A 26,836-nucleotide genomic window follows, 5' to 3' on the forward strand; every position below is an offset into this window, starting at 1 on the left:
ATATCTATGATTCGGATCAATCAGTTAAAGTTAAATATCAAGCATTCAGAGGCGGATCTCAAGGAGAAGATCTTAAAGACTCTTTGCATCAGCGAAGATTCGCTTCTTTCTTATGAAATAAAAAAACAGTCCCTGGACGCGAGAAGGAAGCCAGAACTTTACTATGTATATGCCGTGGATGTAAAGGTGAAGAATGTATCTTCCATCAAGAAAAGAGTGCGCAATCAGAATGTGCAGTTTAAAGACAAGCCCCTGTCTTACCAGATTCAGGCGAATGGAACCGAAGTTCTGCATCACCGCCCGGTCGTCATTGGAACCGGGCCGGCAGGGCTTTTCTGCGGCTACCAGCTGGCGGTCTTAGGATACCGGCCCATTCTTCTGGAGCGGGGGGCCTGCGTAGAAGAACGGATGCAGGCGGTAGAGCGGTTCTGGGCTACCGGAGAACTGGATCAGAATTGCAACGTCCAGTTCGGAGAAGGAGGCGCAGGAACCTTCTCCGACGGGAAGCTCAATACCCTGGTCCATGATTCTAACGGACGCAGCCAGAAAGTTCTGGAACTCTTCGTGAAATATGGCGCGCCAAAGGAGATTCTGTACCAGCATAAGCCTCACATCGGTACGGATGTGCTCTCCCGTGTGGTAAAGAACATCCGGGAGGCCATCCTTTCCTATGGCGGAGAGGTGCGCTTCCTCACCCGGGTTACGGACATTCTGTCAGAATCCGCTGGGGAGGGCCGCCGTCTTACGGCCCTGCAGGTCTATGATCATGCAGCTGGAAAAGAATATGCCCTTGAGACGGAGATTGCCGTACTTGCCATTGGGCACAGCGCCAGGGATACCTTCTCCATGCTGCTTAAGAACGAGATTCCCATGGAATCCAAATCTTTTGCCGTAGGCGTTCGGATAGAGCATCCTCAGGCTATGATTGACGAATTCCAGTATGGAATGAAAAACGACGGCTCCCTGCCTCCTGCCTCCTATAAGCTGACGGAGAATTTTGCCTGCGGGAGGGGCGTATATACCTTCTGCATGTGCCCCGGAGGCTACGTGGTTAATGCTTCTTCCGAGCCCGGGCGCCTGGCAGTCAACGGTATGAGCTACCACGACCGGGACGGCTTCAATGCCAACAGCGCCGTGATCGTAACCGTAACGCCACAGGATTACGGCGGGACGGGCGTTCTGGCAGGCATGGAGTTCCAGCGCAGGCTTGAAGAAGCGGCTTACCGCTTAGGTAAGGGAAGGATCCCGGTACAGCTGTTTGAAGATTTTTGCAAGAACAGGCCATCCAAAGGACCGGGAGACATCCTTCCACAGATGAAGGGGGCCTATGCCTGGAGCAACGTCAGAGAGATATTCCCGCCGGAACTATCCAGGGCTTTGGAAGAAGGAATCCGGTCGTTTGACCGTAAGATAAAGGGATATCCCCGCCCTGACGCTCTGGTGTCCGGAGTGGAGAGCCGGACTTCTTCCCCGGTTCGCATCAGTCGGGACGAATCGATGCAGAGTACGCTTTTCGGACTCTATCCATGCGGGGAAGGAGCGGGCTATGCAGGCGGTATTACATCAGCCGCCATGGATGGACTAAAAACGGCAGAATCTATCGTCAAAAAATACCAATCTCTCGACAAACTACCGAAAGGCTTAAGAAATTTTTAATGGGATAAGTATATACACTTTTTCTTAAATATGATAAAATGTATTGAGTTTTTTAGATAGACAAAACGAGGAGGAGTACATATGAAGGGAACAGGGAGTAAGAACGCCTGGGCTTTGTTTCTGCTTATTTTAACAGGAATCGTCCTTGGTGGCTTTATCGGCATGCTGGCCGAAGGAGTACCGGCTCTTAGCTGGCTGGCCTACGGACAGTCCTTCGGACTGGATGAGCCAATCATCCTGAATCTGGGACTTCTTGTAGTCACGTTCGGCCTGACGATTAAGATAACCATTGCAAGTATTATTGGCGTGATTCTTTCCATTATTATTTATCGTTTCTTATAAGTTCTATTATGAGTGTCGTACGAATCTAAAGATAAGATGAATCAGTCAAATACCATAAAAGAGATACCCGAGATGGAACGCCCATATGAAAAGTGTGAGCGCAAAGGGGCTGCCAGTTTAAGTGATGTAGAGTTGCTGGCTGTGTTGCTGCGTACAGGCACTCGCGGAGAGGATGTGCTTTCCCTGGCAAGAAGGATCCTCTATCACGCAGGCGAGCCAGGAATACTGGGCATACATCAGTTCAGTATGGAAAGACTTCTGAAGATCAAAGGCATTGGGAAAGTAAAGGCAATCCAGATATCCTGCATATCGGAACTTGCCAAGAGGCTTTCCAAGGCCAGTTACCAGGATGGATTAAGTTTCTCGCATCCCGCTACAATTGCCAGATATTATATGGAAGACTTAAGGCATGAAAAGCAGGAAGTGATGAAGCTTCTGATGTTGAACTCGAAATCAAGACTCATTGGCGAGACAGATATATCAAAGGGAACAGTAAATGCCTCCCTCATCACGCCAAGGGAGCTTTTTATAGAAGCATTACAAAAGAATGCTGTATCCATAGTAATCATGCATAATCACCCCAGTGGTGATCCGACTCCCAGCCGGGAAGATATGCTGACGACAAAGAGAATCCTTGATGCAGGCGCATTGATTGGGATCGAACTGTTAGATCATATCATCATTGGCAATAATTGTTATATAAGCTTCCGGGAGGAGGGATTGCTGTAGAAAGGATTATCACAGATGGCAAGAAATATATACGGATTAGATCTTGGCTCTTATGAAATCAAGGTCTACGATAAAAAGAAAGATACGATCTGGAAAGAGAAAGATGTAATTGCGATTGCAGATAAGAATGAGATTTTTGCGGTGGGGGATGATGCTTACGAGATGTACGAGAAGGCACCGTCCAATATAGAAGTGGTCTTTCCTATGAAAGAGGGCGTAATCTCGCGGTTCAATAATATGCAGTTCCTGCTTCAGAACCTGCTGAAGAAGGACCGCCAGTTTGCCCGTGGATCTGAATATGTAATCGCTGTCCCAACCGATGTGACCGAGGTGGAGAAGAAAGCCTTCTTCGACCTGGTGATCCACTCCACGGCCCGCGCAAGAGAAGTGAATATCGTAGAACGCTCCATCGCGGATGCAGTGGGCCTTAACCTGGATGTCAAGAATACTGGCGGCCTGTTCATTGCCAACTTCGGCGGCGAGACTACGGAACTGTCGGTACTGGCCGGAGGCGGCATGGTCATGAACCGCCTGCTTAAGATCGGAGGAGTCTCCTTTGACCTGGCAGTCGTCAATCTGGTGCGCCATAGCCATGACTTCCTGATCGGGCGGCTGACCGCAGAAGTCCTGAGAAAGAATTTCGGAATATTCACCAGCGATTCAGAGTCCGTATTAACCGTTGCGGGCAGGGATCTGATCACCGGCGTACCTATGCAGAAGCCGATATCCATCAGCCTGGTACGTGCCGCTATGAAGGATCCTTTGCTGGAATGCGTGCGCGCCATCCATTCCCTTTTAGACAGGACGCCCCCGGAGGTCCGTAGGGCAATTCATGAGAACGGCATCTTCCTGACCGGAGGAGTTGCCAATATGGCAGGCCTTGAGACCTATATCGAGGAGATGGTTGGAATTAAGACCAGAACGGCTCTGGACCCGGACATCTGCGCGGTAACCGGACTTAAAAAGATCATTATGTCCAAAGATTTGAGAAAACTTGCATATTCAATGTTAGATGAAAATTATAGGTGGATGAGATAATATGAAAACCAAGAACCAATCTTCCCTTCCAAGTAAATACTGGCTGCTGATTCTGGCAGTGGTCTGCGTGATCCTGCTTGGCGTTGAACGTTTTGCGGACGGTGGCGGGCCTTTAAGGTTTATCGCCAATTATACCGTAATCCCCATGCAGAAAGGAATCAGTTATGTAGGACGGTTCATGAGCGACCTATCCGACAACTTTGAGACTCTGGAGGAAATGAAAAAAGAGAATAAGGCCCTCCAGTCCAAGGTGGATGAACTGACCATTGACAATACGCGTCTCCGTCAGGAGCAGTACGAATTGGACCGCCTGCGGGAACTGTATAAGCTGGATGAGAACTATTCGGATTACAAGAAGATTGGCGCCCATGTAATTGCCAATAACGGAAGCAACTGGTTTACAGATTTTACCATAGATAAAGGCAGCAAAGACGGCATCAAGGTCAACTGCAATGTCCTTGCGGGCAGCGGACTTGCAGGCATCGTCACGGAGGTAGGCCCTAATTATGCCCGCGTCCGTTCTACCATTGATGATGCCAGCAATATCAGCGCCATGATTCTGTCCACATCAGACACCTGCGTAGTCAGGGGGGATCTGAAACTGATGGCTGACGGCAGGATCCGTTTTGAAAAATTGCCGAACAATGACAATAAAGTGGAAGTCGGGGAGCAGGTAGTCACCTCTCATGTCAGTGACAGGTTTCTTCAGGGCCTGTTTATCGGCTATATCAGCGAGGTGGAAGTGGATTCCAACAACCTGACCCGCTCCGGCTATATCACGCCTGCCGTAGATTTCAGCAAGCTTCAGGAAGTCCTGGTCATCACTACGACAAAGCAGGAGATGCTGGATGCCAAGGACAAAGACAGCAAAGGAGAGTAGTCCATGAAAAGAAAGATCATAACCTTTATTATTATAGTGATCTGCTTCTTGCTGGAATGCACCATATTCCACCGGCTGTCCTTTGCGTCCATCAAGCCCAACCTATTGATTATCGTCACCTCTTCTTTTGGCTTCATGCGGGGGAAGAAGGAAGGAATGGCCGTAGGATTTGTATCCGGCCTTCTGGTGGACATATTCTGGGGCAGCGCCCTGGGCTTTTATATGCTGCTGTTTGCGGTGATCGGATACCTGAACGGCTTCTTCAGACGCCTGTTCTATGATGATGATATCAAGCTGCCGATCGCGCTTATCGGCGCAAGCGAACTGATCTATGGGCTGGTGACGTATTTCTGCCTGTACATGCTTCAGGGAAATTTCGCTTTTACCAATTGTCTGACACATATCATTCTGCCGGAACTGGTATATACCATTCTGATAACATTGGTTCTGTATCAGATCATATTACACATCAACAAGAAACTGGAAGCAGAAGAACAAAGGAGTGCAAGCAAATTTGTATAGTTTATGGGACCGGATCAAATCCGGAATATATGAAGTTGTAAAATCCCGTATATTCGTCGTCATTATCGTGTTCTGCATCATGTCCGCCATTCTGTTACAGCGGCTGTTCTATCTACAGATTGTAAAAGGACAGGATTATTTTGACGATTATAAGCTTCAGATCCAAAAGACCAAGGAGGTCCAGGGAACCCGCGGCAAAATCTATGACCGCAACGGCGTCCTCCTGGCTTACAATGAACTGGCCTATGCGGTTACGATTGAAGACAACGGAGATTATGACAGCATCAAGCAGAAAAATAAAGAACTGAACAAGGTCATCTCCACTGTGATCGGAATGGTGGAGTCCAATGGAGACACCGTAATCAATGATTTCGGCATTATCCTGGACAACAATAACGAGTATATCTACATTGCGGAGAATGACACCCAGAGGCTGAGATTCATAGCGGATGTGTTTGGCAAGAAGACCATAGATGAATTGTCGGACAAGCAGAAGAGCATCTCTGCGGCGGGTCTTGTGGATTATCTTTGTACCGATGAGCTCAACGGCTACGGAATCAACCAGAAGAAGATGGAAAAATCAGAAGTCCTGAAACTGGTCAACGTCCGTTATGCCATGTCGTTAAACGGATTCCAGAAATACATCGCGACCACCATCGCGGAAGACGTAAGTGACGAGACGGTAGCAGATGTCATGGAGAATCTGGACACGCTTCAGGGAATCAATATTGAAGAAGAATCTTTGCGCCGCTATGCGGACAGCAAATGCTTTTCTAATATCATTGGCTATACCGGACAGATTTCCCAGGAAGAATATGATGCGTTGAGTAAGGAAGAGCAGGAGGAGTACTCCCTGATCGACACCATTGGCAAATCAGGGCTGGAACAGACGCTTGACAGTTCCCTCCAGGGAAAGAAAGGGGAGGTCAAGCTGTACGTCAACAGTGTGGGCAAGGTGATCGAAATGGTTAAGGGAAAAGACCCCAAGGCTGGAAATGACGTATACCTGTCCATCGATGCCAACCTCCAGAAGGCGGCATACCATATTCTGGAACAGGAACTGGCCGGCATTCTTCTGGCAAAGATCCAGAATACGCTTGATTTTAACCGGAATCAGGTAGATGACGGAAGCGACGTTATCATCCCGATCGGGGATGTTTACAATGCATTCATTAGCAATGATATTCTGGATATGAATCATTTTGGCGCGGAGGATGCAAAGCCTGCCGAGCAGGAGGTGAATTCCATCTTTACTGCCCGTAAGGAAGAAGTAAAGAGCCAGCTATCGGATATCCTAAAGGATCCCAATGCAGGCGCATATAAGGATATGCCAAAGGAGATACAGGCATACCTGACCTACATCGTCTCTGATGTGCTGACCGACACCACAGGCGTGATCATGCCGGATGCCATTGACACCAACGACGCAACCTATAAAGCGTGGAAGGATGAGGAATCCATCAATATATATACCTATCTCAATTATGCGATTTCCAAGAACTGGATTGATACGTCTCTATTAAAAGACTATGTATCCTCCAAGGGGAAATATTCCGATTCCAACGAACTTTATCAGGGAATCGTATCATATATTATGGATTACATCGATTCCGACAACAGTTTCAACAAGCTGGTGTACCGCTACATGATCAAATCAGGAGCCATCACCGGACGCCAGATATGCCTGATGCTGTATGAGCAGGGAATTCTTACTTATGACGAGGACCAGTATAACGGCCTGAATTCCGGAAGCATTGGCGCCTATGACTTTTTAAGGGGCAAGATAGAGACTTTGGAGATTACTCCCGGCCAGCTGGCGCTGGAGCCTTGTACCGGCTCGCTGGTCATGACGGATACGACAAGCGGCGAGGTACTGGCCTGCGTATCCTATCCCGGATACGACAATAACAGGCTTGCCAATACCATGGATTCCAATTATTACAACAAACTGGTGACCGATCAGGCCCGGCCATTCTATAATAACGCGACGCAGGAAAAGACGGCTCCAGGTTCTACTTACAAGCCTATGGTGGCCGTGGCAGGCCTGACGGAAGGCGTGATTGATAACAATACTTACCTTCCATGCCATGGAATCTACAAGAAGGTGTCGCCAAACCCCAAATGCTGGATCTATCCCATGGCTCACGGCAGTCTGAATGTGGAAGGCGCCATTGAGAATTCATGCAACAGTTTCTTCTATGAAGTGGGATACCGGATGAGCCTGAAAGATAACGGCCTGTCGCAGATTGGCTCTGACAATGCAGAAGGCGGCGCGACCAATGCCTACTATTCCAGTGACCTGGGTACCGATACTTTGAAGAAATACGCGATGGAATTCGGCCTGGGAGAGACTTCGGGTCTTGAGATCCCGGAATCCGAGCCGCAGATATCCGATAAGTCTTCCGTACCTTCCGCAATCGGACAGGGTACGAATAATTATACTACCAGCCAGCTTGCGCGGTATATTACCGCAGTAGCCAACAAGGGCACTGTTTACAAGCTAAGCCTGATTGATAAGATTACGTCCGTAGATGGCAAGACTGTCAAGGATTATGAGCCATCCGTTCTAAATACCATGACCGACGTGGCGCCATCCACTTGGAACGCAGTCCATAACGGAATGCGAAACGTGGTGTCAGTCGCCCACAGCAATCTGTTTACCAAGCTGAACGCCAGTGATGTCAAACTGTTTGGCAAGACGGGTACTGCGCAGCAAAGCGAAACGCATCCTGACCATGCGCTGTTCGTAGGATTCGCTCCTAGCGACAGCCCGCAGGTGGCATTTGCCATAAGGATTGCGAATGGATACAGTTCGACCTATGCCGCAGAAGTAGGGAACGACATAATGGAATACTATTATCAGATAACGCCGGAAGAAGAGATTCTTACCGGAACAGCCGCAGATATCAGTGCAGGCGCGACAGTTGGAGATTAATAAAAAGAAGAGAGAGCGACAGAAAGGATGAGCGTATGTGAAAGACCCGGTACTCATTAAGAGTAACAAATACGGCATCACCATATACTTTGATCCGGACATGCCCTATGAAGAGCTATTGCCGGAGGTGAGAGAAAAGTTCGAGTCGTCAGCACATTTTTTCAATCATGCTGACATGGCTGTCGAATTTGAAGGCCGTACTTTCACAGAAGAGGAAGAGCAGCGTATGGCAGAAGTCATACAGGATGCTGCTAAGATACGGATACTATGCATCATTGAGAAGAATACTTATACGGAACGGCTCCACAAGCGGATGCTGGATGAAAGCCTTGAAACCATCCATGAAAGAGACGGACAGTTCTATAAAGGTACCCTGAGAAGAAGACAGATTCTGGAATCTGAAAAAAGCATCGTCATCGTAGGCGACGTAGAAGAAGGCGCCAAAGTCATATCCAAAGGCAATGTCGTCGTGACGGGAACCATCTACGGAACCGTAGTTGCCGGCGTCGCCGGCGACTGCGATGCAGTCATAGCAGCACTTCATATGAGGCCCACAAAGCTTCGTATTGGAGATAATGAAGTAAAACCAGTTATAGGAGGAAGTTATTCATGGGCGAAGTTATCGTAATCACATCAGGAAAAGGCGGCGTGGGCAAGACCACAACAACCGCGAATATAGGAGCAGGGTTATCCAAATTTGATAAAAAAGTAGTCGTGATCGACACCGATCTGGGCCTTCGAAACCTGGACGTAGTCATGGGACTTGAGAATCTGATCGTCTACAACCTGGTAGATGTCATTGAAGGAACATGCCGGCTAAAACAGGCCTTGATCCGTGACAAAAGATATGAGAACCTCTATCTGCTGCCTTCTGCGCAGACGAAGGACAAGACAGCAATCTCTCCCGGACAGATGAAAAAACTGACGTCCCAGTTAAAGGACGAATTCGACTACATACTTCTGGACTGTCCGGCAGGAATCGAGCAGGGATTCCAGAATGCCATTGCAGGCGCTGACCGCGCCATCGTGGTCACAACCCCGGAAGTATCGGCGATCCGTGATGCCGATCGCATCATCGGTCTGCTAGAGAGCAACCAGCTTAAGAAGATAGACCTGATCATCAACCGGATCCGCATGGATATGGTGAAGCGCGGCGATATGATGTCGGTGGACGACGTAACAGAGATTCTGTCCGTTCCCCTGATCGGCGCCCTTCCCGATGATGAGCAGGTGGTAATCGGCACCAACCAGGGAGAACCCGTGGTAGGGCTTGATTCAAAAGCAGGAAAGGCATATCTTAATATCTGCAAACGTATTATGGGAATTGAGGTTCCATTTATAGAACTGGAAAACAATTCCGGATTCTTTTCCAAACTTTCACATTTATTCAAGAAAGATTAGGAGGAGTCAAAGATGTTAAGAAAGTCTTCTGTCTCAATCGCAAAGAATCGGCTGAAAGCGCTGGTCACTTCAGACCGGGTTTTCTGTACGCCGGATGCCTATGATAATATATGCAGGGAACTGTACGAATCGCTTTCGAAGTACATGGAACTTACAGAAGAGGATTTTCAGGTAGAGATTAACCGTACACAAGTAGTAATAACATTTGCAGGAGAAGAAACGTGAGATTACCCAGATTTACAAAACCATATCATTTAAAAGATTATAAATTCAATCTAGTCGTCCTGGTCATCGCATTGTCCATATTAGGCGTGCTTGCCGTTGGAAGCGCGAAAGAAGTATACCAGTCAAGACAGATTGTCGGCATGATTATAGGGATTATCGCAATGGTCATCGTATCCTTGATCGACTATGTGTGGGTGCTGAACTTTTACTGGATCATTTATGTATTCGTCGTGCTGATCCTGGGTGCTGTGCTGGTGATCGGAGATAAGGTTAATGGAGCGACACGCTGGATTGACCTGGGATTCACTACCTTTCAGCCGTCCGAGCTTGCCAAGATCCTGCTGATCCTGTTCTTTGCCAAATTTATCATGATGCATGCAGAGGATATCAACGATAAGGTCACTCTGATAAAGTATGCGATACTTTCCGCAATTCCGCTGGCGCTGATTATCGTGGAGCCAAACCTGTCCACCACCATATGCACGGCCCTGGTCATCTGCCTAATGATCTATATTGGAGGATTAAGCTATAAGTTCATCGGCACGGTCCTATTGATCCTGGTGCCTGTGGCGATCATTTTTCTAAGCATCGTGGTACAGCCGGATCAGAAACTTCTGAAGGATTATCAGCAGAAGCGTATCCTGGCGTTCCTTGAGCCGGAAAAGTATGAAAGCGATGAGGCATACCAGCAGAAGAATTCCGTTATGGCCATCGGTTCCGGCCAGTTGACAGGAAAGGGCCTCAATAATAACACGACCACTTCCGTAAAGAACGGCAATTTCATCTCAGAGCCTCAGACAGACTTCATCTTTGCCATCATCGGAGAAGAACTTGGTTTCGTAGGAAGTTGTATAGTTGTTGCGTTATTATTATTAATTGTGATACAATGTATTCTAGTGGGCATACGATCGCAGGACTTAGCAGGGAGGATCATATGCTGCGGGGTAGGAGGCCTGATAGGCTTCCAAAGTTTCATAAATATTGGCGTGGCTTCAAAACTGCTTCCGAATACGGGAGTTCCTTTACCTTTTGTAAGTTATGGCCTGACATCTCTAGTCAGCCTGTACGTAGGTATCGGATTTGTTTTAAATGTCGGATTACAGCCGAAAAAATATCAATAAGGAGTTGAAAAACAATGAATATTGGCTTGATAGCACATGATTCCAAGAAGACGCTGATGCAGAACTTCTGTATCGCATACAGAGGAATCTTAAGCAAGCATGAACTGTACGCCACGGGCACTACCGGACGGCTGATAGAAGAGGTTACGAACCTGAACATTCACAAATATCTGGCCGGGCCTTTAGGAGGCAAGCAGCAACTGGGGGCGCAGATTGCCCAGAATGATATGGATGCCTTGATCTTCCTGAGGGATCCGAACAATCCGAAGCCTCATGAGCCGGATGTGAACGATGTAATACGGCTGTGCGACATGCACAATATACCCATGGCCACAAATCTGGCTACCGCGGAACTGATCATATTAGCAATTGACAGAGGGGATCTTGACTGGCGTGAAATGTATCGGTAGATTTGGAAAATGGATTCTGATTGCTTCATCGGCTGCATTCCTGCTGACCGGATGCGCACGGATAGGACAGCAGTTTAAGGCGCAGGAAGTGGTAAGGGCCTATGAAGCGGAACATTACAATAAAAACCTGTACACGGGCGAACTCTTTGCCTCCGATCTTTGTGTGGCGTCTGAAAACGTAGCGTTCCAGGGCGCGCCTGATCCTGCCGGACTTCATGCAGCAGGCTTGTTTGACGTAGAGGACGGGAAGGTGGATTTTGCATACAATCTCCACGACAGGCTCTATCCAGCCAGCACCACGAAGATTATGACCGCGCTGGTAGCCCTTAAGAAGGGGAACCTTACGGATATGGTAACCGTACAGGCAGACGCAGATGCTGCAAACTTTGCCGCGGATGAGAAGACCTGCGGGATTAAGGCCGGGGATCAGATGACCTTGGGCGATCTGCTGCATGGGCTATTGATGGAATCAGGCAACGATGCCGCCGTCGCTATCGCCGACTACATAGGCGGGAATTCAGAACAGTTCGCACAGATGATGAACGAGGAAGCCCAGGCCTTGATGGCCACAAAAACTCATTTTTTAAACAGCAACGGCCTACATAATGAGAACCATTATACCACGGCCTATGACCTCTACCTGATCTTCAATGAATGTATCAAGCACGACGAGTTTGTGGATATTATTAATACTGCAGAATATACGGCAAATATAACAGGCGCTGACAAAACAATGCGTCAGGTGGCTTGGAAGCAGACCAATTTCTATGCGCTTGGGGAAGCCGAACTTCCGCAGAGCGCGACGATTATCGGAGGGAAAACAGGTACCACGGAACCGGCCGGGAACTGCCTGATTCTCTTGGAGAAGGATTCCTCCGGCAGGCCGTACATATCTATCGTCATGGGAGCAGATACAAAATCCCTGCTATACCAAGACATGACAGCGATCATCAATGGGATAGGGCAGCAAGAACCAGCGGCCGCGAGTGATGTAGATAATGGAACTCCATAGGATAAATAGAGTATAAGAGGGGCATCTCGCTATGGGATACCCCTCTTGCTATGAATGACCGTTGACGCTATGAATTGCTTCCGATTCTTCCATATAGACTAATCAGATAGAGACCGCATAAGCCAACGATTGTATAGATAATGCGGGATAGCCAGGAGAGATTGCCAAAGATGAAGGCTACTAGATCGAATCGGAATATCCCAACTAAAAGCCAGTTGATTGCACCTATAATCACGATTGTCAAAGCGGTATTATCAAACCATTTCATGTGAGTTCCTCCTTTTTTCATGCTAATCTTAGTATGCCGAAAGCGGATTGAATTATACACAGAGAAAGGAATATTTTATCAGATGGACGAAAAATTGCCATATTGCCCTTATTCTGAATATTTAAAAAATAAATATGGCGAAAAGGTATACAAGCTTCCGGTAAATCTTCCCGTCAGCTGCCCCAACCGAATCGCGGGAAGCGGCTGCGCCTTTTGCGCGGAAGCAGGAACCGGATTCGAGGCCATGGATTGCATGACGCCTGTTACGCAGCAGTTAAATGTCACAAGGAAGCATATTGAAAAGAAATATCATGCCCATAAGTTTATTGCATATTTCCAGAATTATACCAATACGTTCCTTCCGATTGAGAAGTTTGAAGCCTATATGCGTGAGGCGGCCTCGTTGCCATATGTTGCGGAGATTGCCATCTCCACAAGGCCGGACTGCATTACAGCAGAGTACCTGGATGTGCTTCAACGTATTCGAGGGGAGCATGACATTGGCATCACGATCGAATTGGGCCTTCAAACGACCAACTGCCATACGCTGGCGTCTATCAGCCGTGGCCACACGCTGGCAGAATTTATCGATGCCGTGCTTGCCATAAGACAATATGACTTCGAGATCTGCGCCCATGTAATTTTGAATCTCCCCGGAGATGATATGCTGGATACGATAGAGACTTCAAAGGTCCTGTCCGCGCTTCGGATTCCGGTTGTCAAGATTCATTCCCTGTATATTGCGAAAAACACACAGTTGTGCGATGACTATGAAAATGGTACAATAACTTTATGCTCAAAAGAGGAATACCTGGAACGGCTGATGGCCTTCCTGGAATATCTGGATCCCGCGACTGCCATAGAGAGGCTCTTTAGCCGCATTCCAGAAAAGGATGCCGTGTTCTGCAATTGGGGGACGAGCTGGTGGAAACTTCGGGACGAATTTTTAAGCCGGATGAAGAAAGAGGGAAGTTTTCAGGGCAGGCGATTCCAGTATCTTAACGGAGCAGCGCTAAAGCAGCTAGACTGACAATAAATAGGGGGCTATATTTTTGGCTAGGGACAAACTGACGAACATACAAGTTTATCGAAAAAAATGGAATATAAATATAGGCATCATCATCTTCGGCGTAATCTTTATCTATCTGGTGATGACCGTATTGATGTATCTGACCAACAAGCATGTATCTGCCTATGAAGTCAGGGAAGGCTCCATCCTTAAGGATACGGCGTATACGGGGCTGATCATCCGGGACGAGACGGTGGTGAATGCAGAGGCAGACGGCTATGTGAACTACTTTGCGCCGGAAGGCAGCAAGGTGGGCGCTAAGACCAGAGTCTATACGCTGTCAGACAAGAAACTGGAATTTGCGGATGCCACTTCCGAATCCCAGGAACTGACTTCAGAAGAACAGTCTTCCATACTGATGAAGACCCAGTCTTTTTGCGAAAGTTTTAAAGAGCAGCAGTTTTCAGACGTGTATACGCTTAAGAACAGCGTCTCCAATATACTGGAGAGCAAGTCCAGCCAGAGCAGGCAGTCCCAGTTAGATGAGATGGTCACGGAAGGAATGGAAGGGCTGCAGATATACTCGGCGGATTCAGACGGAGTCATCATGTATTCTACAGATGGATATGAGAATACCACGATCAGCGATGTGACGGAGGATATGATCGCCAAGAAGGACTATCAGGCCACCGGCCTTAAGAACAATAGCCGGGTAAAGGCGGGAAGTCCGGTCTATAAGTTGATCAAAGACAATAACTGGACGGTTGTCATCTTGCTGGATGATGATGCCGCCCAGGAAATGGCCGATATGAAAAGCGTGAAGGTCCGTTTTTCCAAGGATAATGAGACTGCGGTTGCTGGCTTTTCCATCTATAATACGAAAGATTCCAACCTTGGATTCCTGACATTCGACACTTCTATGATCCGCTATGCAGAAGAAAGATATCTGGATATGGAGCTGATATTGGAAGATGAGTCGGGACTTAAGATTCCCAAGTCTTCCGTGGCGGACAAGAAGTTCTATCTGGTACCGGAAAACTATCTTACGCAGGGGGGCAACAGCAAGGAGACCGGCGTCCTGATCGATAATGGAAAAGAGGATGCCCAGTTTAAAAATGTGGAGGTCTATTATAGGGATAAAGAGAACAAAATGGTCTATCTGGACCCGAATGTATTTGACAAGAATACTTCCTTAAGGGAGCCTGACGGATCCGAGACTTATCCGCTTAAGAAGACCAAAAGCCTGAAAGGCGTATATAATATTAACAAAGGATATGCCGTATTCAAGCAGATTCATATCCTGTGTGAAAGCGAAGACTATTATATCGTGGAGGCAGGCAATGATTACGGACTTGCTAACTATGATCATATTGCGCTGGACGGAAGCGAAGTTCATGAAAATGACGTAGTATTTTAAAAAAGGAGTGATTTTAAATGTTAAAGGAAAATCTGGAAGCAGTAGAGTCAAAGATTCAAGCTGCGTGCCACAGCTGCGGCAGAAGCCGGGACGAGGTCACGCTGATCGCTGTCAGCAAGACGAAGCCTGTGGAGACCCTCAAGGAGGCTCATGACCTGGGCGTGCGTATCTTTGGCGAAAATAAAGTACAGGAACTGTCAGACAAACATGATCTCCTTCCCCAGGATATCCACTGGCATATGATCGGTCATTTGCAACGCAATAAAGTAAAATATATCATTGATAAGGTGGATCTGATCCATTCCGTAGATTCCCTGAGGCTGGCAGAGGCGATTGAGAAAGAGGCTGCCAAGCGCGATCTGGTAGCGAATGTACTGCTGGAGGTCAACGTGGCCAAGGAAGAGAGCAAATTCGGCCTTATGCCGGAAGAAGTTTTCGAATTTATTGATAAAATTGCAGGATTTTCCCATATTCAGGTAAAAGGACTCATGACAATCGCTCCTTTTGTAGATAATCCTGAGGAAAACCGCCCGATTTTCGCACGTTTGCGTAAATTATCTGTTGACATTGCAGAGAAAAACGTTGATAATATTACTATGAGTATTCTTTCCATGGGTATGACCAATGACTACCAGGTTGCCATAGAAGAGGGCGCGACGATGGTCCGTGTGGGAACCGGAATTTTTGGTGCGCGTGATTATGCTCAAGTATAAACGGAAGATAGGAGAAGTTTTAAAATGGGAGTATTAGATAAGTTTTTAGATATCATGAAGTTAAGTGATGATGACGATTACGATGACGATGATTTCTTTGACGATGACTATGAAGACGACTATGAAGAAAAGCCTAAGAAAAGTCTCTTCCATAAATCTAAAGATTATAAAGATTACGACGAAGAGGAGGATTACGAAGACGACTATGCGCTTCCGGCAAAGTCCAGGTCTTCCCGATCTAACAATAAAGTAACCCCGATGCGCCAGCCTGCGAGAAGGAACAACGTCAGTATGGAAGTATGCGTAATCAAGCCTACATCCGTTGACGATGCCCGCGAGATTACGGAGACCCTTCTGAGCGGAAGGACCGTGATCTTGAATCTCGAAGGATTGGATCTTGAAGTGGCCCAGCGTATTATTGACTTTACGTCAGGCGCGACATTTGCCATCAGCGGCAATCTGCAGAAGATTTCTAATTACATATTCCTGGTAACGCCTACCAACGTAGACATTTCCGGAGACTTGCAGGATCTGCTGAACACTTCTTTTGACGCATCCTCTATGCGTTCCAGGTTCTGATTATGAACAAAGAGGAACTACTGCTTCAGAAGCGCCTGGCCGAACTTTCCAGGATCGCGTATACACGGGAGATTGTTACATTCTCCGAGTTTCTTAATCTGAATGAATTAAATATATTACATACCACGCCAAAGGACATGCTCTTATCCCAGTATAAGACTTATGGCGGATATGGCTTATCAGAGCGTCAGATGGCTGCATTTCTACCTGATGCTCTTTATTATGATTATCAGTACCCTATTCAGATTATAGAGATTTCACCAGTTAACAGAAAATTCGCAGAGGAGTTAAGCCACCGCGATTATCTGGGAGCGGTCATGAACCTGGGAATTGAAAGGTGCAAGTTGGGCGACATTCTGATCGAGGATGGAAAAGCCATTCTGTTTGCCAAGGAGGAACTGGCGGGATATATCATGGAACATCTGACCAGGATCCGCCACACTACGGTAAAGACCTCTATTCTGTCGGCATTCGAGGATTCTTATGAGCCGCGTTATGAGGAGTTAAAAGGGACGGTGGCATCGGTGCGGCTGGACACCGTGCTTTCTCTGGCCTATCCTCTATCCAGAAGCAAGATCACCGGACTCATCGAAGGAGCCAGGGTGTTTGTAAATGGGAAACTGGTGACCAGCAATGGATACCGTCTGAAAGAAGGAGACATCCTATCTGTCAGGAAGATGGGACGGATAGGATATAACGGCATCCTGTCTGAGACCAAGAAAGGCCGTTATATGGTATCCATCCGCAAATATATCTAGAAGAGGAAGAATATGTTGAGAGAGAAAAGCAGAACGAATCATTATATAGCAGCAGTCATAGGCATAGCCGTACTGGTATTCCTGGATCAGTTTACCAAGTGCCTGGCGATTGACCGGCTGAAGGGACAGTCCCCCTTTATCATCATCAAGGAAGTATTCCAGCTGGAATATCTGGAGAACAGGGGCGCGGCCTTCGGGCTGTTTCAGAACCAGAAGATCTTCTTTTTCCTAAGCGTCATCGTCATATGCGCTGTCGTCTTGTGGTTCTATCGCAAGGTGCCTATGGAGAAGCGTTTTCTGCCGCTTCGGCTATGTGCCGTATTTATTGTGGCGGGGGCCTTTGGAAACTGTATTGACAGAATCCGCCTGAATTATGTGGTCGACTTTTTTTACTTCAAGCTGATAGATTTTCCGATTTTCAACATGGCGGATATCTACGTTACGGTATCTGCCGTTGCCTTGATACTTCTGGTATTCATCTATTATAAGGAGGAAGACCTTGAAAGAATTTTTCACAGTTGAGAATCAGGATGGAGAGCGTATTGACCGATATCTTTCCGAGGAATTGGCGGATCGTTCCAGATCCTATATCCAGAAATTAATCAAAGAGAACTATGTGACTGTGAACCAGAAGCCTGTAAAAGCCAATTACAGGCTTTCTTTGGGTGACAGGGTAGAGATAGACCTTCCGGAGGCAAAAGAGCCGGATATCCGGCCTGAGGACATTCCTTTGGACATCCTCTATGAAGACAAGGATATCATCATTGTCAATAAGCCAAAGCAGATGGTCGTGCATCCAGCGCCCGGGCACTACAGCCAGACGCTGGTGAATGCCCTGATGTACCACTGCGGCTCGGATCTGTCGGGCATTAACGGCACCATGAGGCCGGGAATCGTACACAGGATCGATATGGACACGACGGGATCACTGGTGGCCTGCAAAAATGACATGGCGCATCAGAGTCTTTCCAGGCAGTTGAAAGAACACTCCATCCGGCGTATCTATGTCGCCATCGTCCACGGGAATATCAAGGAGGAGTATGGGACCGTAAATGCCCCGATCGGCAGGCATCCCACGGAGCGCAAGAAGATGAGTATCCACAGCAGGAATGGAAGAGAGGCGGTTACCCATTATCAGGTGCTGGAGCGCTTTGGCGACTATACCTATATCCGATGCGAGCTGGAAACCGGGCGGACTCACCAGATCCGCGTGCACATGGCAAGCCTGGGCCATCCGCTTTTGGGGGATGGCGTATACGGGCCGAAGAAGTGCCCCTTCCCGCCTCTTCAGGGCCAGACGCTACATGCCAGGACGCTTGGAATCATCCATCCAAGAACCGGGGAATATCTGGAAGTAAATGCCCCGCTTCCGGCTTATTTCATAGAATTGTTAGACAAACTAAGGAAATCCTAGCCCAAAACTATTAGAAAATTCTATACATTTCCCCTTAATTGATATATAATGATTGTATAATTATGAAGAGGAGCGTGATTGGTATGGCTAAAACGAATACGATCATCACTATCGGCAGGCAGTTTGGAAGTGCCGGCCGGGAAATTGGCTATCAAGTCGCCAAGGACCTGGGCATTAAATTATATGATAAGGAGATGCTGGACCGTGCTGCAAAAGAGAGCGGCATATGCCAGGAGTTATTCGAGACTCACGACGAAAAACCAACCAACAGTTTTTTATATTCTCTGGTAATGGACACCTATTCTCTGGGTTATTCCTCAGGAAACTATACAGATATGCCGATTAACCATAAGGTATTTCTGGCTCAGTTCGACGCGATCAAAAAGATCGCGGATGAGGGCCCTTGCATTCTGGTAGGGCGATGTGCCGATTATGCTCTGGAAGAATACGACAACGTATTGAGCGTCTTCATCCATGCAGATCTGGATTCCCGTATCCGGAGGATTGCCCGCATCTATGACTTGACAGACGCCAAAGCCAAAGATATGATTGTCAAGACCGATAAGAAGCGCGCCAGCTACTATAACTATTATAGCAATAAGAAATGGGGCGCGGCGGAGAGTTATGACATCTGCCTGGACAGTTCCGTACTGGGCAGGGAAGGCACCGCGGAGGCGATCGAGAGGCTGATCGAGATTAAAGAGCGCGAAGGCGACAAGAAATTATAGAATCCTACATTTTAAGTAAAAAAGGGATCTCCCATAGCTAGAATAAAATCCAGCGGTGGGAGATCCCTTTTATGATAGATAAATATCGCCTCTAATTCAGCAATCTTATATTTATCGTGATCAATTATTATCCAAGCTAGTAACCGGAGTTTTATTATCAGCGTACATGGGGAATCCGTGGAGGCCATCCCTTAATGTTGCCGTTCAGTATTGCCGTGAACATCCGCTGCCTGGCGCCGGCATGCTCATCGTCCAGCTGCTTAACCAGTTCTTTTGCGTACTGGCGCTTGGTATACCCATCAATTGGACAGCGGCTGGTCACTACGGGCAGATCATACTTCTGCTTAAATCCAATCACTTCTGCCTCGTCTACGAACATGATCGGGCGGATCACCGTCAGATCCATGCGATCCAGATAGGTCTTTGGAGAGAAGGAGTAGAAGCGTCCTTCAAATATCAGGGACAGCAGCATGGTCTCGATGATATCATCCTTGTGGTGGGCGTAGGCTACTTTGTTGCAGCCCATCTCCTTGACCGCCTGATTAAGAGCGCCTTTACGCATCTTGGCACATAGAGAGCAGGGGTTGCTTTCTTTACGCTCATCAAACAGGATATGGGCGATATCCGTCTTTACGATCTTATAGGGAACTCCCAGTTCTTCGCATAGATAAACGACCGGGGTAAAGTCGCATTCGCTGTAGCCAAGATCCACCGTAACCGCGCTTAACTCGAACTTTTTTGGATAGAACCGCCTAAGCCCATGGAGCGCGTACAGAAGCGTCAGACTGTCCTTTCCACCTGAGATTCCTACGGCGATATGATCGCCTTCGTCTATCAGGCCATATTCATCTACGGCCTTTCTGGTATAACTCAACAATTGCTGTAATTTCATCCTATGTCCGTCCTTTCCAACTTCAATGTCAGTCCACATATAGATTACATGATACATGCCTATTTTACAAGAAAAAAGAGAAGAATCTAAGCTTCTTCATTTGAAATTCATATCTTTCTGTTATAATGGCATCAATATGAATAAAAAGAGGGAGAAGCACTTATGCGAAGAATATTATTCCTGGAAGATGAGCCAACCATCAGGGAAGTATTGGCAGAATATATGAAAATGCAGCGTTATGAAGTCACGGAAGCCTGTGACGGCGATGAAGCCGTCGCTCTGCTTAAGAGCCAAAATTTTGATCTGGCGGTGCTGGATATCATCGTGCCCAAAAGAAGCGGGCTGGAAGTCCTTGCCTATATTCGGCAGGAATATCCGGATATGGCCGTCATCATGCTGACAGCCCTGGACGATGAGCAGACGCAGGTAAAGGCGTTCAATGCCTATGCGGATGACTATGTCATCAAGCCGGTGTCCCCATTGATCCTGTTAAAAAGAATGGAGACCATCTTAAGACGCACCACGCATAACAGGACTTCGCCAGGCATTAAGGATCAGACGGACAGGGCAGAGCAGGGACTTTCCATAGACCAGGACGCTTATCAGGCTTATTATGATGGCCAGGCTCTTCCGCTGACGCTAAGCGAGTACCTGCTTCTTAGCACGCTTTATCAGGAGCCTCAGCGGGTATTTACAAGAGAGCAGCTGATTCTCCGGATATTTAATGAAGAATATATCGGAAACGACAGGATTATTGATGCCCACGTTAAAAACCTAAGGAAAAAACTGCCAATGAACCTGATTAAGACGGTGATCGGCGTAGGCTATCAGTATGCCTCGCCTGGCGAAAAGGATGGGAGGAATTAAAAATGCGCCTGACAAAGAAGACTCTGTGCTACAGCGTCCTGATCTCGGCAGTCCTGATGGCCTTCGTCGTAGTCTATTTCTGCTTTATGATGCCATCCCTATACGTGGATTATGCCAAAAAGGATGACCTGAAGTCCGTAGTAGACGTACAAAAAGGCTATATGAAAAACCGCAGTTATAAAGGCTTGACGGTTAAGAATCCTACCGGCTCCATGTCCGTGGAGATTCCCCTTTCCGGAGACACGGTGTATATCGCGGGAAAGAACTTCCGGATTACGGTACAGGCGGATGAGCCCGAGTTAAAGGAATTTCTGCAGGAAATCCAGCAGGCATTTTCCTCGGGAGACGATATGGAAGATATTCAGCTGCCGGATATCGACAAAGATAGGATGAAATCTATCTTCAATCTCAATAAAGAATCCCTGAAAGATCTTCCAGTCAACATCCATCTGGAAGCGGATGAAGATTTAAACGATGACTCGTTCAAGGAAAAGAAGGTGAAGACTCACGTTATCTCTGACAATATCATCGTATTTGAGGGAGGAATCATCGATGATACGAATGAATACACTTCCTATATTGCGGCGGGAAGAACTTCAGACGCGCTGATCCTATCCTTCCTTCCGGTGATGACCCCGCAGATGAATGAAATTACTCCGGTGGTATTAAGCAGCCTTCCTATGCTGATGGCTGTGGTATTCCTGATCGTGCTTATCGCCTCCCGCATGTTCTCCAGAAAGATCGTGATTCCGGTCATTCGCCTTGCACAATATGCGGAAGAAGTGAAGATGGCCGGACATATGGAGATTGAGCCGCTATCCGTCACTTCCAAAGACGAGATTGGAGAACTGGGCGCCACCTTGAACGCATTGTATGGGCAGCTGCGCCTCCAATATCAGGCCCTAGAGCAGAAGAACCAGGCCCTGGCCCAGGAGAATAAGCGCCAGGAAGTCTTTTTGCGCGCATCTTCCCACCAGCTTAAGACTCCGGTTACGGCGGCCCTTCTTCTGGTAGAAGGCATGATGAATGAGGTGGGCAAGTATAAGGATACCCAGAAGTATCTTCCCCAAGTAAAACAGCAGTTAAAGATTATGCAGAAGATTGTGGAGGATATTCTGCACCTGAACCATTGTACCGAGCATATGGAGAAGGAGTCCTTTGATCTAAAGGGGCTGGCAGATGAGATTGTCCTGGGTTACCAAGTACAGGCATCCACAAATAACCTGACATTCCAAATAGAGGGAGCATCCGGGCCCGTCTGCACGGACCGGGATATGCTAAAGAAGATTGTCGACAACCTGGTATCCAATGCCGTATCCTACACGCCTGCCGGCAACCTGATCCAGGTTACGCTAGAAGAGAAGTGCCTGAAGATTTTTAACCATGGAGGGCACATCGAAGAGTCGCTGCTCCCTGATATCTACGAGCCATTTGTCAGCAGCGACGTACAGAAGAAAGGGCGTGGGCTGGGATTGTACATCCTTTCCTACTATGCCCAGATCCTGGGCTGCGACGTAAAGATTGTCAACGAGTCCGACGGCGTGCTGGCTATACTTAGGATTCCCTGATTTGATTTCATACAGCCTCTACGCCATATTCATCGGAAATTCATATCATCATGCTAGAATAACAGCATCAAAGGAAAAGGAGGCATATCACAATGCTCGTAACCATACAGAACTTGCAGGTGCAATATGGAAAACAGACGGCCTTGCAGATACAAAAGCCTATTGCCATCGACTCCGGAGAACGGATAGGAATCATCGGCTCCAACGGCGCGGGAAAGACTACGCTGGTCCGCACCATCCTGGGACTGACCCATTACAGAGGAACCATACGGACCAGCCTAAGGCCGGAACAGATGGCGGCCCATCTGCAGCAGAATCATTATGCTTCAACCATGCCCGTAAAGGTCATTATGGAAACTGTTCTCAATACGGATATTAAGAAAGATGGGAAACTAAAAGAACTGATTGACTATTTTGAATTCGGCCCTTGCCTTAGAAAGCGATATTCCGCGCTTTCCGGAGGGCAGAAGCAGAGGCTGACGATCATTCTGGTGATGATGCAGGATGCGCCCCTTACCTTCTATGATGAAGTGACTTCGGGGCTGGACTTTGAAACCAGACAGCGGCTGATGGGAAAATTATCTGCCTGGTATAAGGACAAAAAGAACCATACGCTATGCATTGTATCCCACTATTATGAGGAACTAGAAATGCTGGTAGATAAGCTGCTGATTCTGGATAAAGGGCAGGTCGTGGACTTCGGAAGAACGGATGAACTGTTCCGGAGATATTGCGGAAAATCGATCTTCATTGTAGACCGCACTCAGGAAAACGAACGTCTTCTTGAGTCGTTTCCCAAGCTGGCTTCCCCTGCGCATCTGATCGCCCTTTCCTGTGCCAAAGAGGAGACAGAGCACAGGCTTGCAGAACTTCTCATCAACGCGAATGTGAATTTTAAGCGGAGCTGCAGCGATATCGAGATTATGTCTGCCAATGCCAAACTGGCATATGAAGGCAAGAAGGAGGCTTGCGTATCATGAACAATAAGAAAAGCACAAAAAAATTGGTAGCCTATGAAATCTATAATATCATTGGGAATCCTTTTTCTTCCTTTTTCGGAATCGTATTTCCGATTCTCATGCTGCTGATCATAACCAATGCAATCAAAGGAGATGTGCCGAAAAGCATGGTTGCGCAGGCCAATACGACCATCTTTATCACCATGTCCCTGATAACCCCGATGGCCATCATCTTTCTCGGCTATGCCGCTACCTATTCACAGGAACTGGAGAATGATATTCCGCTTCGCATGGGGTTATTCGGCTTCTCAGAGCGTTTCATGATGCGGGCAAAAATCATTGCCCAGGTCATCGTTCTGACTGCCGCGCTTGCAATCTATACCTTGGTGTCCTACACGGCGCTGGATCTGGAAATCCCCAGTTTTTCCGGGGCCGCCACCCTGGTCATCTGCCTCTACCTGATGGGCGTCATTTTCTTCATCCTAGCTCACGGACTGGCTAATATCTTTCGGAAGTTCGGGCCTACTTATGCACTGGCAATGATCCTGTATTTTGGAATCATGGTCCTGTGCGGGATGATGGGAATACAGACGGACCAACTTCCCGGATTCCTTCAGAAGATCGCCGCCCTTCTTCCCATGTCTTACGTAAGCAGCGACTTTATCGATCTGTGGCAGGGCGGAAGTTACAACTTTATGCCCCTGATACAATCCTTTTTATTCATGGGAGCCATAAGCGGAATCCTTCTTCTGTATGCGAACTATAAAAATCGCAGGACCGTGGGATAACATGGTCAACTTTCTCTTAACTTCACGGCAGACGCTGCCTTGCGGCGTCTGTCTTCATCAATGGCCGCATAATGCTTCTTCGTCGTATTTACATCCTTATGTCCCAGAACATCAGCCACAAGATAGATATCTCCGGTCTCTTTATAAAGAGATGTGCCATAGGTGCTTCGAAGCTTGTGGGGAGTGATCTTTTTCGTCGGCGTCACCTGCCGGGCATACTTCTTTACCATATTTTCCACCGCCTGGATGCCCATCCGCCTCTTCTGTGTGGAAAGAAACAGGGCATTTTCGTGGCCGGAGAGGGGAGTAGCAGCCTTTCGATCGCCCTCAATATAGTGCTTCAAAGCCTTTTCTACTTCTTCCCCAAAATATACAACCATTTGGTTGCCGCCCTTGCGCGTAACCGTAATCCCATTATTCTTAAAATCTACATCCGTAAGGTCAAGGCCGACGCATTCGGAGACACGAATTCCCGTGCCAAGAAGCAGAGTCAGTATCGCAAGATCACGGTCCTTCGTCTTCTTATAATAGTTCAATGCCTGTCCGGACAGTTCGTTTCCGCAGTTCTCTACAAAATCCAGAAGCAAGGCGACCTCATCCGCATCCAGACGGATAATCGCCTTATCATGAAGTTTTGGCATATCCACCAGCAAAGTCGGGTTCCTGGAGATAGCCTGACGCTTGAAATAATAGTTATAGAAACTTCTAAGAGCCGACATCTTGCGGGAAAGGCCTTTCTCCCCATTGGTCACCAGTTCGTCGTCACGTATGTAGACCTTCAGGTATTCCATATATTCCTCAATATCCACCGGCTCCAGCCGTTCAAGGTCACCTAAGGTAAACTGATCTATGGAATAATTCTTATATGTAGGATTATTCTCCATAAGAAAATGAAAAAAGACCCGAATATCATAGGCATAATTAATCCGCGTCTTTGCGGATGACTTTGGCTCAATGGCCCGGAAGAAATCTTTTGCAAACGGCGGCAGCGTCTTTAAGACTTCCCTTAGCCTTATTGTCTGTTCCACCTGTACTTGTTCATGATATGACTTTGATTCAGCCATGAGGAAACCTCCTTATTGTTATTTATACCTTACAATTATTAATCATATTATAGCATATCCCGTTTCCTCCGTCTATATCTTTTGGAAAAATCAGTATTTGTCGTATAGATATATTTCTATCGACAGATATGCTCTTATAGAGCCTTGCCCAATCAAAAGGCAAGCGTCCGACAGCAAAGGAATAACTCCATCGCTGCCGGACGCCGCAAATTGGGTGAGTATAATATATATAAGATGATTAACTCCTATATACCGTAATAAATAAACTATACAGACGGCATGCAAAGCGATTACCTGAACGCCGTATCATAGTATGCGACTGTAAGATACTGGCCTTCCTGAATACCATCGGATGTCAGTCCGTTAATATATTTCAGTTCATCGATGTAAGCATAGATAGAATCATAGTCTTCATTCATATATTCTTTTGCAATATCCCATAAAGTATCGCCGGATGCGATCTCAATACTCTTATAATACTTATGTCTGACCGGAGACTCCGTGGAATTGCCATGGGCGTCTACAAATCCATTACTCAAAATAACGCTTAAGGCCAATACAAGCGCACAGCCCGCAAAACCTAATATTAACTTCTTCATAAATACTTGTCTCTGTCTTTTCCTTGCCACATGTAATCTGCTGTTCTCCATAGTATCCTCTCCTTCTTAACTATCCCTTATCCCCTCGTGCGAAAACATTTGTTTGTGAACATCTGTTCTATGTTTTAGATTATACAACTCGAACGCATGTTTGTCAATACTTGGCAAGGAAATATTCGAACATATTTTCTAAACATTTGTTTGCTTTTTGTAATCTGCTATGATAAAATATAACCAAATAATTACAGAACGCATGATACAGGCAATATATAAGGAGGTTTCTATGGCTCAGGGTAAGATTAGTCCGAAGCAGCAGGAAATATTAGAATACATAAAATCACAGATACTGGAAAGAGGCTTTCCGCCTGCGGTGCGTGATATATGCGAGGCTGTGCATCTCAAGTCCACTTCCAGCGTCCACTCCCACCTGGAGACGCTGGAGAAGAATGGCTACATACGCAGGGATCCGACGAAGCCAAGAGCGATAGAGATACTGGATGAATCTTTTAACTTCACCCGCAGGGAGATGGTCAACGTGCCAATGGTAGGCAGGGTTGCCGCAGGCGAGCCGCTGCTTGCCGAGCAGAACGTCGAGAACTACTTCCCGATTCCCATGGAATTCATGCCTAATAACCAGACATTTATGCTGCGCGTCAAAGGCGACAGCATGATTAATATAGGCATCTTTGACGGAGATCTTGTTCTTGTGGAGCAAAGACAGACCGCCCGCAACGGCGAGGTGATTGTCGCCCTTGTTGAGGACGGCGCAACGGTGAAGCGCTTTTTCAAAGAAGAAGGCGTCTTTCGCTTGCAGCCCGAGAACGATGCCTTGGATCCAATTATCGTAAAAGAGGTCCAGATACTTGGCAAAGTTATCGGAGTCTTCCGTTTCCTTTCGTAATCCACAAGATTATTTATTCCTAATGATAAGAAAGCCCGTAG

General features: G+C 47.2%; 30 protein-coding genes. 26 read left to right on the forward strand and 4 right to left on the reverse strand.

Annotation, left to right across the window (positions count from 1 at the left end; translation table 11 throughout):
• Positions 1 to 6 precede the first annotated feature (6 nt).
• The 13 genes from HDCHBGLK_RS15195 (at position 7) to HDCHBGLK_RS15255 (ending at position 12,271) form a co-directional block, all read left to right on the forward strand.
• Entirely contained in the window at positions 7 to 1,656 is a 1,650-nt protein-coding gene (locus tag HDCHBGLK_RS15195) for an NAD(P)/FAD-dependent oxidoreductase (RefSeq protein ID WP_039909528.1), read from the forward strand.
• Between the two features lie 81 nt (positions 1,657 to 1,737).
• Positions 1,738 to 1,998, forward strand: coding sequence for a DUF4321 domain-containing protein (locus HDCHBGLK_RS15200; protein WP_004606072.1), 261 nt, complete (start codon positions 1,738 to 1,740; stop codon positions 1,996 to 1,998).
• Positions 1,999 to 2,034: 36 nt separating this feature from the next.
• A complete protein-coding gene (gene radC / locus HDCHBGLK_RS15205) occupies positions 2,035 to 2,727 on the forward strand; it encodes a RadC family protein (RefSeq protein WP_004606071.1) in 693 nt (230 codons plus the stop codon).
• Positions 2,728 to 2,742: 15 nt separating this feature from the next.
• Complete coding sequence (locus HDCHBGLK_RS15210; RefSeq protein ID WP_004606070.1) at positions 2,743 to 3,765, forward strand: rod shape-determining protein; 1,023 nt, start codon at positions 2,743 to 2,745, stop codon at positions 3,763 to 3,765.
• A gap of 1 nt (position 3,766) precedes the next feature.
• On the forward strand, positions 3,767 to 4,645 hold the full coding sequence (mreC, locus tag HDCHBGLK_RS15215) for a rod shape-determining protein MreC (RefSeq protein WP_004606069.1): 879 nt from the start codon (positions 3,767 to 3,769) through the stop codon (positions 4,643 to 4,645).
• Positions 4,646 to 4,648: 3 nt separating this feature from the next.
• Positions 4,649 to 5,167 (forward strand): rod shape-determining protein MreD, encoded by a 519-nt coding sequence (mreD, locus tag HDCHBGLK_RS15220; RefSeq protein WP_004606068.1) that lies wholly within the window; start codon positions 4,649 to 4,651, stop codon positions 5,165 to 5,167.
• Positions 5,160 to 8,102, forward strand: a complete 2,943-nt coding sequence (locus tag HDCHBGLK_RS15225; protein ID WP_039909527.1) for a penicillin-binding transpeptidase domain-containing protein — start codon at positions 5,160 to 5,162, stop codon at positions 8,100 to 8,102. Before mreD ends, HDCHBGLK_RS15225 begins: the two co-directional genes overlap by 8 nt.
• A 37-nt stretch (positions 8,103 to 8,139) precedes the next feature.
• Positions 8,140 to 8,730 carry a septum site-determining protein MinC gene (locus HDCHBGLK_RS15230; protein WP_004606066.1) on the forward strand — a complete coding sequence of 197 codons (591 nt, stop codon included), beginning with the start codon at positions 8,140 to 8,142 and terminating at the stop codon, positions 8,728 to 8,730.
• Entirely contained in the window at positions 8,712 to 9,503 is a 792-nt protein-coding gene (minD, locus tag HDCHBGLK_RS15235) for a septum site-determining protein MinD (RefSeq protein WP_004606065.1), read from the forward strand. The genes HDCHBGLK_RS15230 and minD overlap by 19 nt, the downstream gene beginning before the upstream one ends.
• A 12-nt stretch (positions 9,504 to 9,515) precedes the next feature.
• Positions 9,516 to 9,728, forward strand: coding sequence for a cell division topological specificity factor MinE (locus HDCHBGLK_RS15240; protein WP_004606064.1), 213 nt, complete (start codon positions 9,516 to 9,518; stop codon positions 9,726 to 9,728).
• Entirely contained in the window at positions 9,725 to 10,849 is a 1,125-nt protein-coding gene (locus HDCHBGLK_RS15245) for an FtsW/RodA/SpoVE family cell cycle protein (RefSeq protein WP_004606063.1), read from the forward strand. Before HDCHBGLK_RS15240 ends, HDCHBGLK_RS15245 begins: the two co-directional genes overlap by 4 nt.
• Before the next feature lie 14 nt (positions 10,850 to 10,863).
• Entirely contained in the window at positions 10,864 to 11,259 is a 396-nt protein-coding gene (locus tag HDCHBGLK_RS15250; protein ID WP_004606062.1) for a methylglyoxal synthase, read from the forward strand.
• Positions 11,243 to 12,271 carry a D-alanyl-D-alanine carboxypeptidase family protein gene (locus HDCHBGLK_RS15255; RefSeq protein WP_004606061.1) on the forward strand — a complete coding sequence of 343 codons (1,029 nt, stop codon included), beginning with the start codon at positions 11,243 to 11,245 and terminating at the stop codon, positions 12,269 to 12,271. The genes HDCHBGLK_RS15250 and HDCHBGLK_RS15255 overlap by 17 nt, the downstream gene beginning before the upstream one ends.
• 67 nt (positions 12,272 to 12,338) lie before the next feature.
• Here the strand turns inward: HDCHBGLK_RS15255 and HDCHBGLK_RS15260 are convergent, their stop codons facing one another.
• Positions 12,339 to 12,539 (reverse strand): DUF378 domain-containing protein, encoded by a 201-nt coding sequence (locus tag HDCHBGLK_RS15260; protein WP_009248525.1) that lies wholly within the window; start codon positions 12,537 to 12,539, stop codon positions 12,339 to 12,341.
• A gap of 82 nt (positions 12,540 to 12,621) precedes the next feature.
• Here HDCHBGLK_RS15260 and HDCHBGLK_RS15265 point away from each other — a divergent pair, with 82 nt between their 5' ends.
• The 8 genes from HDCHBGLK_RS15265 to HDCHBGLK_RS15300 all read left to right on the forward strand — a co-directional run bounded on the left by HDCHBGLK_RS15265 (position 12,622) and on the right by HDCHBGLK_RS15300 (position 19,157).
• Complete coding sequence (locus HDCHBGLK_RS15265) at positions 12,622 to 13,569, forward strand: TIGR01212 family radical SAM protein (protein WP_009248524.1); 948 nt, start codon at positions 12,622 to 12,624, stop codon at positions 13,567 to 13,569.
• A 22-nt stretch (positions 13,570 to 13,591) separates the two neighbouring features.
• A complete protein-coding gene (locus tag HDCHBGLK_RS15270; RefSeq protein ID WP_004606058.1) occupies positions 13,592 to 14,965 on the forward strand; it encodes an HlyD family efflux transporter periplasmic adaptor subunit in 1,374 nt (457 codons plus the stop codon).
• 17 nt (positions 14,966 to 14,982) lie between these two features.
• A complete protein-coding gene (locus tag HDCHBGLK_RS15275) occupies positions 14,983 to 15,678 on the forward strand; it encodes a YggS family pyridoxal phosphate-dependent enzyme (RefSeq protein ID WP_004606057.1) in 696 nt (231 codons plus the stop codon).
• A gap of 24 nt (positions 15,679 to 15,702) precedes the next feature.
• Complete coding sequence (locus HDCHBGLK_RS15280) at positions 15,703 to 16,257, forward strand: cell division protein SepF (RefSeq protein WP_004606056.1); 555 nt, start codon at positions 15,703 to 15,705, stop codon at positions 16,255 to 16,257.
• A 2-nt stretch (positions 16,258 to 16,259) separates the two neighbouring features.
• On the forward strand, positions 16,260 to 17,015 hold the full coding sequence (locus HDCHBGLK_RS15285) for a YlmH family RNA-binding protein (RefSeq protein WP_004606055.1): 756 nt from the start codon (positions 16,260 to 16,262) through the stop codon (positions 17,013 to 17,015).
• 12 nt (positions 17,016 to 17,027) lie between these two features.
• Complete coding sequence (gene lspA / locus HDCHBGLK_RS15290) at positions 17,028 to 17,537, forward strand: signal peptidase II (RefSeq protein WP_004606054.1); 510 nt, start codon at positions 17,028 to 17,030, stop codon at positions 17,535 to 17,537.
• Positions 17,515 to 18,429, forward strand: coding sequence for an RluA family pseudouridine synthase (locus HDCHBGLK_RS15295; RefSeq protein WP_004606053.1), 915 nt, complete (start codon positions 17,515 to 17,517; stop codon positions 18,427 to 18,429). Before lspA ends, HDCHBGLK_RS15295 begins: the two co-directional genes overlap by 23 nt.
• Positions 18,430 to 18,512: 83 nt before the next feature.
• The gene (locus HDCHBGLK_RS15300) at positions 18,513 to 19,157 is read left to right on the forward strand and encodes a cytidylate kinase-like family protein (protein ID WP_009248520.1); all 645 of its coding nucleotides are present in this window, start codon (positions 18,513 to 18,515) and stop codon (positions 19,155 to 19,157) included.
• A gap of 157 nt (positions 19,158 to 19,314) precedes the next feature.
• On the opposite strand, the gene HDCHBGLK_RS15305 is transcribed toward HDCHBGLK_RS15300, so the two are convergent.
• Positions 19,315 to 20,049 (reverse strand): tRNA 2-thiocytidine(32) synthetase TtcA, encoded by a 735-nt coding sequence (locus HDCHBGLK_RS15305; RefSeq protein WP_009248519.1) that lies wholly within the window; start codon positions 20,047 to 20,049, stop codon positions 19,315 to 19,317.
• 162 nt (positions 20,050 to 20,211) lie between these two features.
• Here HDCHBGLK_RS15305 and HDCHBGLK_RS15310 point away from each other — a divergent pair, with 162 nt between their 5' ends.
• From HDCHBGLK_RS15310 to HDCHBGLK_RS15325, 4 genes are all read left to right on the forward strand, one after another.
• Complete coding sequence (locus tag HDCHBGLK_RS15310; RefSeq protein ID WP_009248518.1) at positions 20,212 to 20,916, forward strand: response regulator transcription factor; 705 nt, start codon at positions 20,212 to 20,214, stop codon at positions 20,914 to 20,916.
• 2 nt (positions 20,917 to 20,918) lie between these two features.
• Positions 20,919 to 22,484, forward strand: coding sequence for a sensor histidine kinase (locus tag HDCHBGLK_RS15315; protein ID WP_004606048.1), 1,566 nt, complete (start codon positions 20,919 to 20,921; stop codon positions 22,482 to 22,484).
• A gap of 92 nt (positions 22,485 to 22,576) precedes the next feature.
• Complete coding sequence (locus tag HDCHBGLK_RS15320; RefSeq protein WP_004606047.1) at positions 22,577 to 23,464, forward strand: ATP-binding cassette domain-containing protein; 888 nt, start codon at positions 22,577 to 22,579, stop codon at positions 23,462 to 23,464.
• Positions 23,461 to 24,231 (forward strand): ABC transporter permease, encoded by a 771-nt coding sequence (locus HDCHBGLK_RS15325; protein WP_004606046.1) that lies wholly within the window; start codon positions 23,461 to 23,463, stop codon positions 24,229 to 24,231. Before HDCHBGLK_RS15320 ends, HDCHBGLK_RS15325 begins: the two co-directional genes overlap by 4 nt.
• Positions 24,232 to 24,236: 5 nt before the next feature.
• Here HDCHBGLK_RS15325 and HDCHBGLK_RS15330 read toward each other — a convergent pair whose 3' ends face one another.
• Both HDCHBGLK_RS15330 and HDCHBGLK_RS15335 read right to left on the reverse strand, forming a co-directional pair.
• Complete coding sequence (locus HDCHBGLK_RS15330) at positions 24,237 to 25,295, reverse strand: tyrosine-type recombinase/integrase (protein ID WP_004606045.1); 1,059 nt, start codon at positions 25,293 to 25,295, stop codon at positions 24,237 to 24,239.
• Positions 25,296 to 25,585: 290 nt separating this feature from the next.
• Positions 25,586 to 25,945, reverse strand: coding sequence for a LysM peptidoglycan-binding domain-containing protein (locus HDCHBGLK_RS15335; RefSeq protein WP_004606043.1), 360 nt, complete (start codon positions 25,943 to 25,945; stop codon positions 25,586 to 25,588).
• A 232-nt stretch (positions 25,946 to 26,177) separates the two neighbouring features.
• Between HDCHBGLK_RS15335 and lexA the strand changes: the two genes are divergently transcribed.
• The gene (lexA, locus tag HDCHBGLK_RS15340; protein ID WP_009248517.1) at positions 26,178 to 26,795 is read left to right on the forward strand and encodes a transcriptional repressor LexA; all 618 of its coding nucleotides are present in this window, start codon (positions 26,178 to 26,180) and stop codon (positions 26,793 to 26,795) included.
• Positions 26,796 to 26,836 lie beyond the last annotated feature (41 nt).

This window comes from [Clostridium] scindens ATCC 35704 (assembly GCF_004295125.1).
GTDB classification, from domain to species: domain Bacteria; phylum Bacillota; class Clostridia; order Lachnospirales; family Lachnospiraceae; genus Clostridium_AP; species Clostridium_AP scindens.

What these genes read in the sequence shown, in the direction of transcription:
- HDCHBGLK_RS15195 (WP_039909528.1), top strand. Translation starts at nt 7, where the DNA reads ATGATTCGGATCAATCAGTTAAAGTTAAATATCAAGCATTCAGAGGCG.
- HDCHBGLK_RS15200 (WP_004606072.1), top strand. Translation starts at nt 1,738, where the DNA reads ATGAAGGGAACAGGGAGTAAGAACGCCTGGGCTTTGTTTCTGCTTATT.
- radC (WP_004606071.1), top strand. Translation starts at nt 2,035, where the DNA reads ATGAATCAGTCAAATACCATAAAAGAGATACCCGAGATGGAACGCCCA.
- HDCHBGLK_RS15210 (WP_004606070.1), top strand. Translation starts at nt 2,743, where the DNA reads ATGGCAAGAAATATATACGGATTAGATCTTGGCTCTTATGAAATCAAG.
- mreC (WP_004606069.1), top strand. Translation starts at nt 3,767, where the DNA reads ATGAAAACCAAGAACCAATCTTCCCTTCCAAGTAAATACTGGCTGCTG.
- mreD (WP_004606068.1), top strand. Translation starts at nt 4,649, where the DNA reads ATGAAAAGAAAGATCATAACCTTTATTATTATAGTGATCTGCTTCTTG.
- minD (WP_004606065.1), top strand. Translation starts at nt 8,712, where the DNA reads ATGGGCGAAGTTATCGTAATCACATCAGGAAAAGGCGGCGTGGGCAAG.
- HDCHBGLK_RS15240 (WP_004606064.1), top strand. Translation starts at nt 9,516, where the DNA reads ATGTTAAGAAAGTCTTCTGTCTCAATCGCAAAGAATCGGCTGAAAGCG.
- HDCHBGLK_RS15250 (WP_004606062.1), top strand. Translation starts at nt 10,864, where the DNA reads ATGAATATTGGCTTGATAGCACATGATTCCAAGAAGACGCTGATGCAG.
- HDCHBGLK_RS15260 (WP_009248525.1), bottom strand. Translation starts at nt 12,539, where the DNA reads ATGAAATGGTTTGATAATACCGCTTTGACAATCGTGATTATAGGTGCA.
- HDCHBGLK_RS15265 (WP_009248524.1), top strand. Translation starts at nt 12,622, where the DNA reads ATGGACGAAAAATTGCCATATTGCCCTTATTCTGAATATTTAAAAAAT.
- HDCHBGLK_RS15275 (WP_004606057.1), top strand. Translation starts at nt 14,983, where the DNA reads ATGTTAAAGGAAAATCTGGAAGCAGTAGAGTCAAAGATTCAAGCTGCG.
- HDCHBGLK_RS15280 (WP_004606056.1), top strand. Translation starts at nt 15,703, where the DNA reads ATGGGAGTATTAGATAAGTTTTTAGATATCATGAAGTTAAGTGATGAT.
- HDCHBGLK_RS15285 (WP_004606055.1), top strand. Translation starts at nt 16,260, where the DNA reads ATGAACAAAGAGGAACTACTGCTTCAGAAGCGCCTGGCCGAACTTTCC.
- lspA (WP_004606054.1), top strand. Translation starts at nt 17,028, where the DNA reads ATGTTGAGAGAGAAAAGCAGAACGAATCATTATATAGCAGCAGTCATA.
- HDCHBGLK_RS15300 (WP_009248520.1), top strand. Translation starts at nt 18,513, where the DNA reads ATGGCTAAAACGAATACGATCATCACTATCGGCAGGCAGTTTGGAAGT.
- HDCHBGLK_RS15305 (WP_009248519.1), bottom strand. Translation starts at nt 20,049, where the DNA reads ATGAAATTACAGCAATTGTTGAGTTATACCAGAAAGGCCGTAGATGAA.
- HDCHBGLK_RS15310 (WP_009248518.1), top strand. Translation starts at nt 20,212, where the DNA reads ATGCGAAGAATATTATTCCTGGAAGATGAGCCAACCATCAGGGAAGTA.
- HDCHBGLK_RS15315 (WP_004606048.1), top strand. Translation starts at nt 20,919, where the DNA reads ATGCGCCTGACAAAGAAGACTCTGTGCTACAGCGTCCTGATCTCGGCA.
- HDCHBGLK_RS15320 (WP_004606047.1), top strand. Translation starts at nt 22,577, where the DNA reads ATGCTCGTAACCATACAGAACTTGCAGGTGCAATATGGAAAACAGACG.
- HDCHBGLK_RS15325 (WP_004606046.1), top strand. Translation starts at nt 23,461, where the DNA reads ATGAACAATAAGAAAAGCACAAAAAAATTGGTAGCCTATGAAATCTAT.
- HDCHBGLK_RS15330 (WP_004606045.1), bottom strand. Translation starts at nt 25,295, where the DNA reads ATGGCTGAATCAAAGTCATATCATGAACAAGTACAGGTGGAACAGACA.
- HDCHBGLK_RS15335 (WP_004606043.1), bottom strand. Translation starts at nt 25,945, where the DNA reads ATGGAGAACAGCAGATTACATGTGGCAAGGAAAAGACAGAGACAAGTA.
- lexA (WP_009248517.1), top strand. Translation starts at nt 26,178, where the DNA reads ATGGCTCAGGGTAAGATTAGTCCGAAGCAGCAGGAAATATTAGAATAC.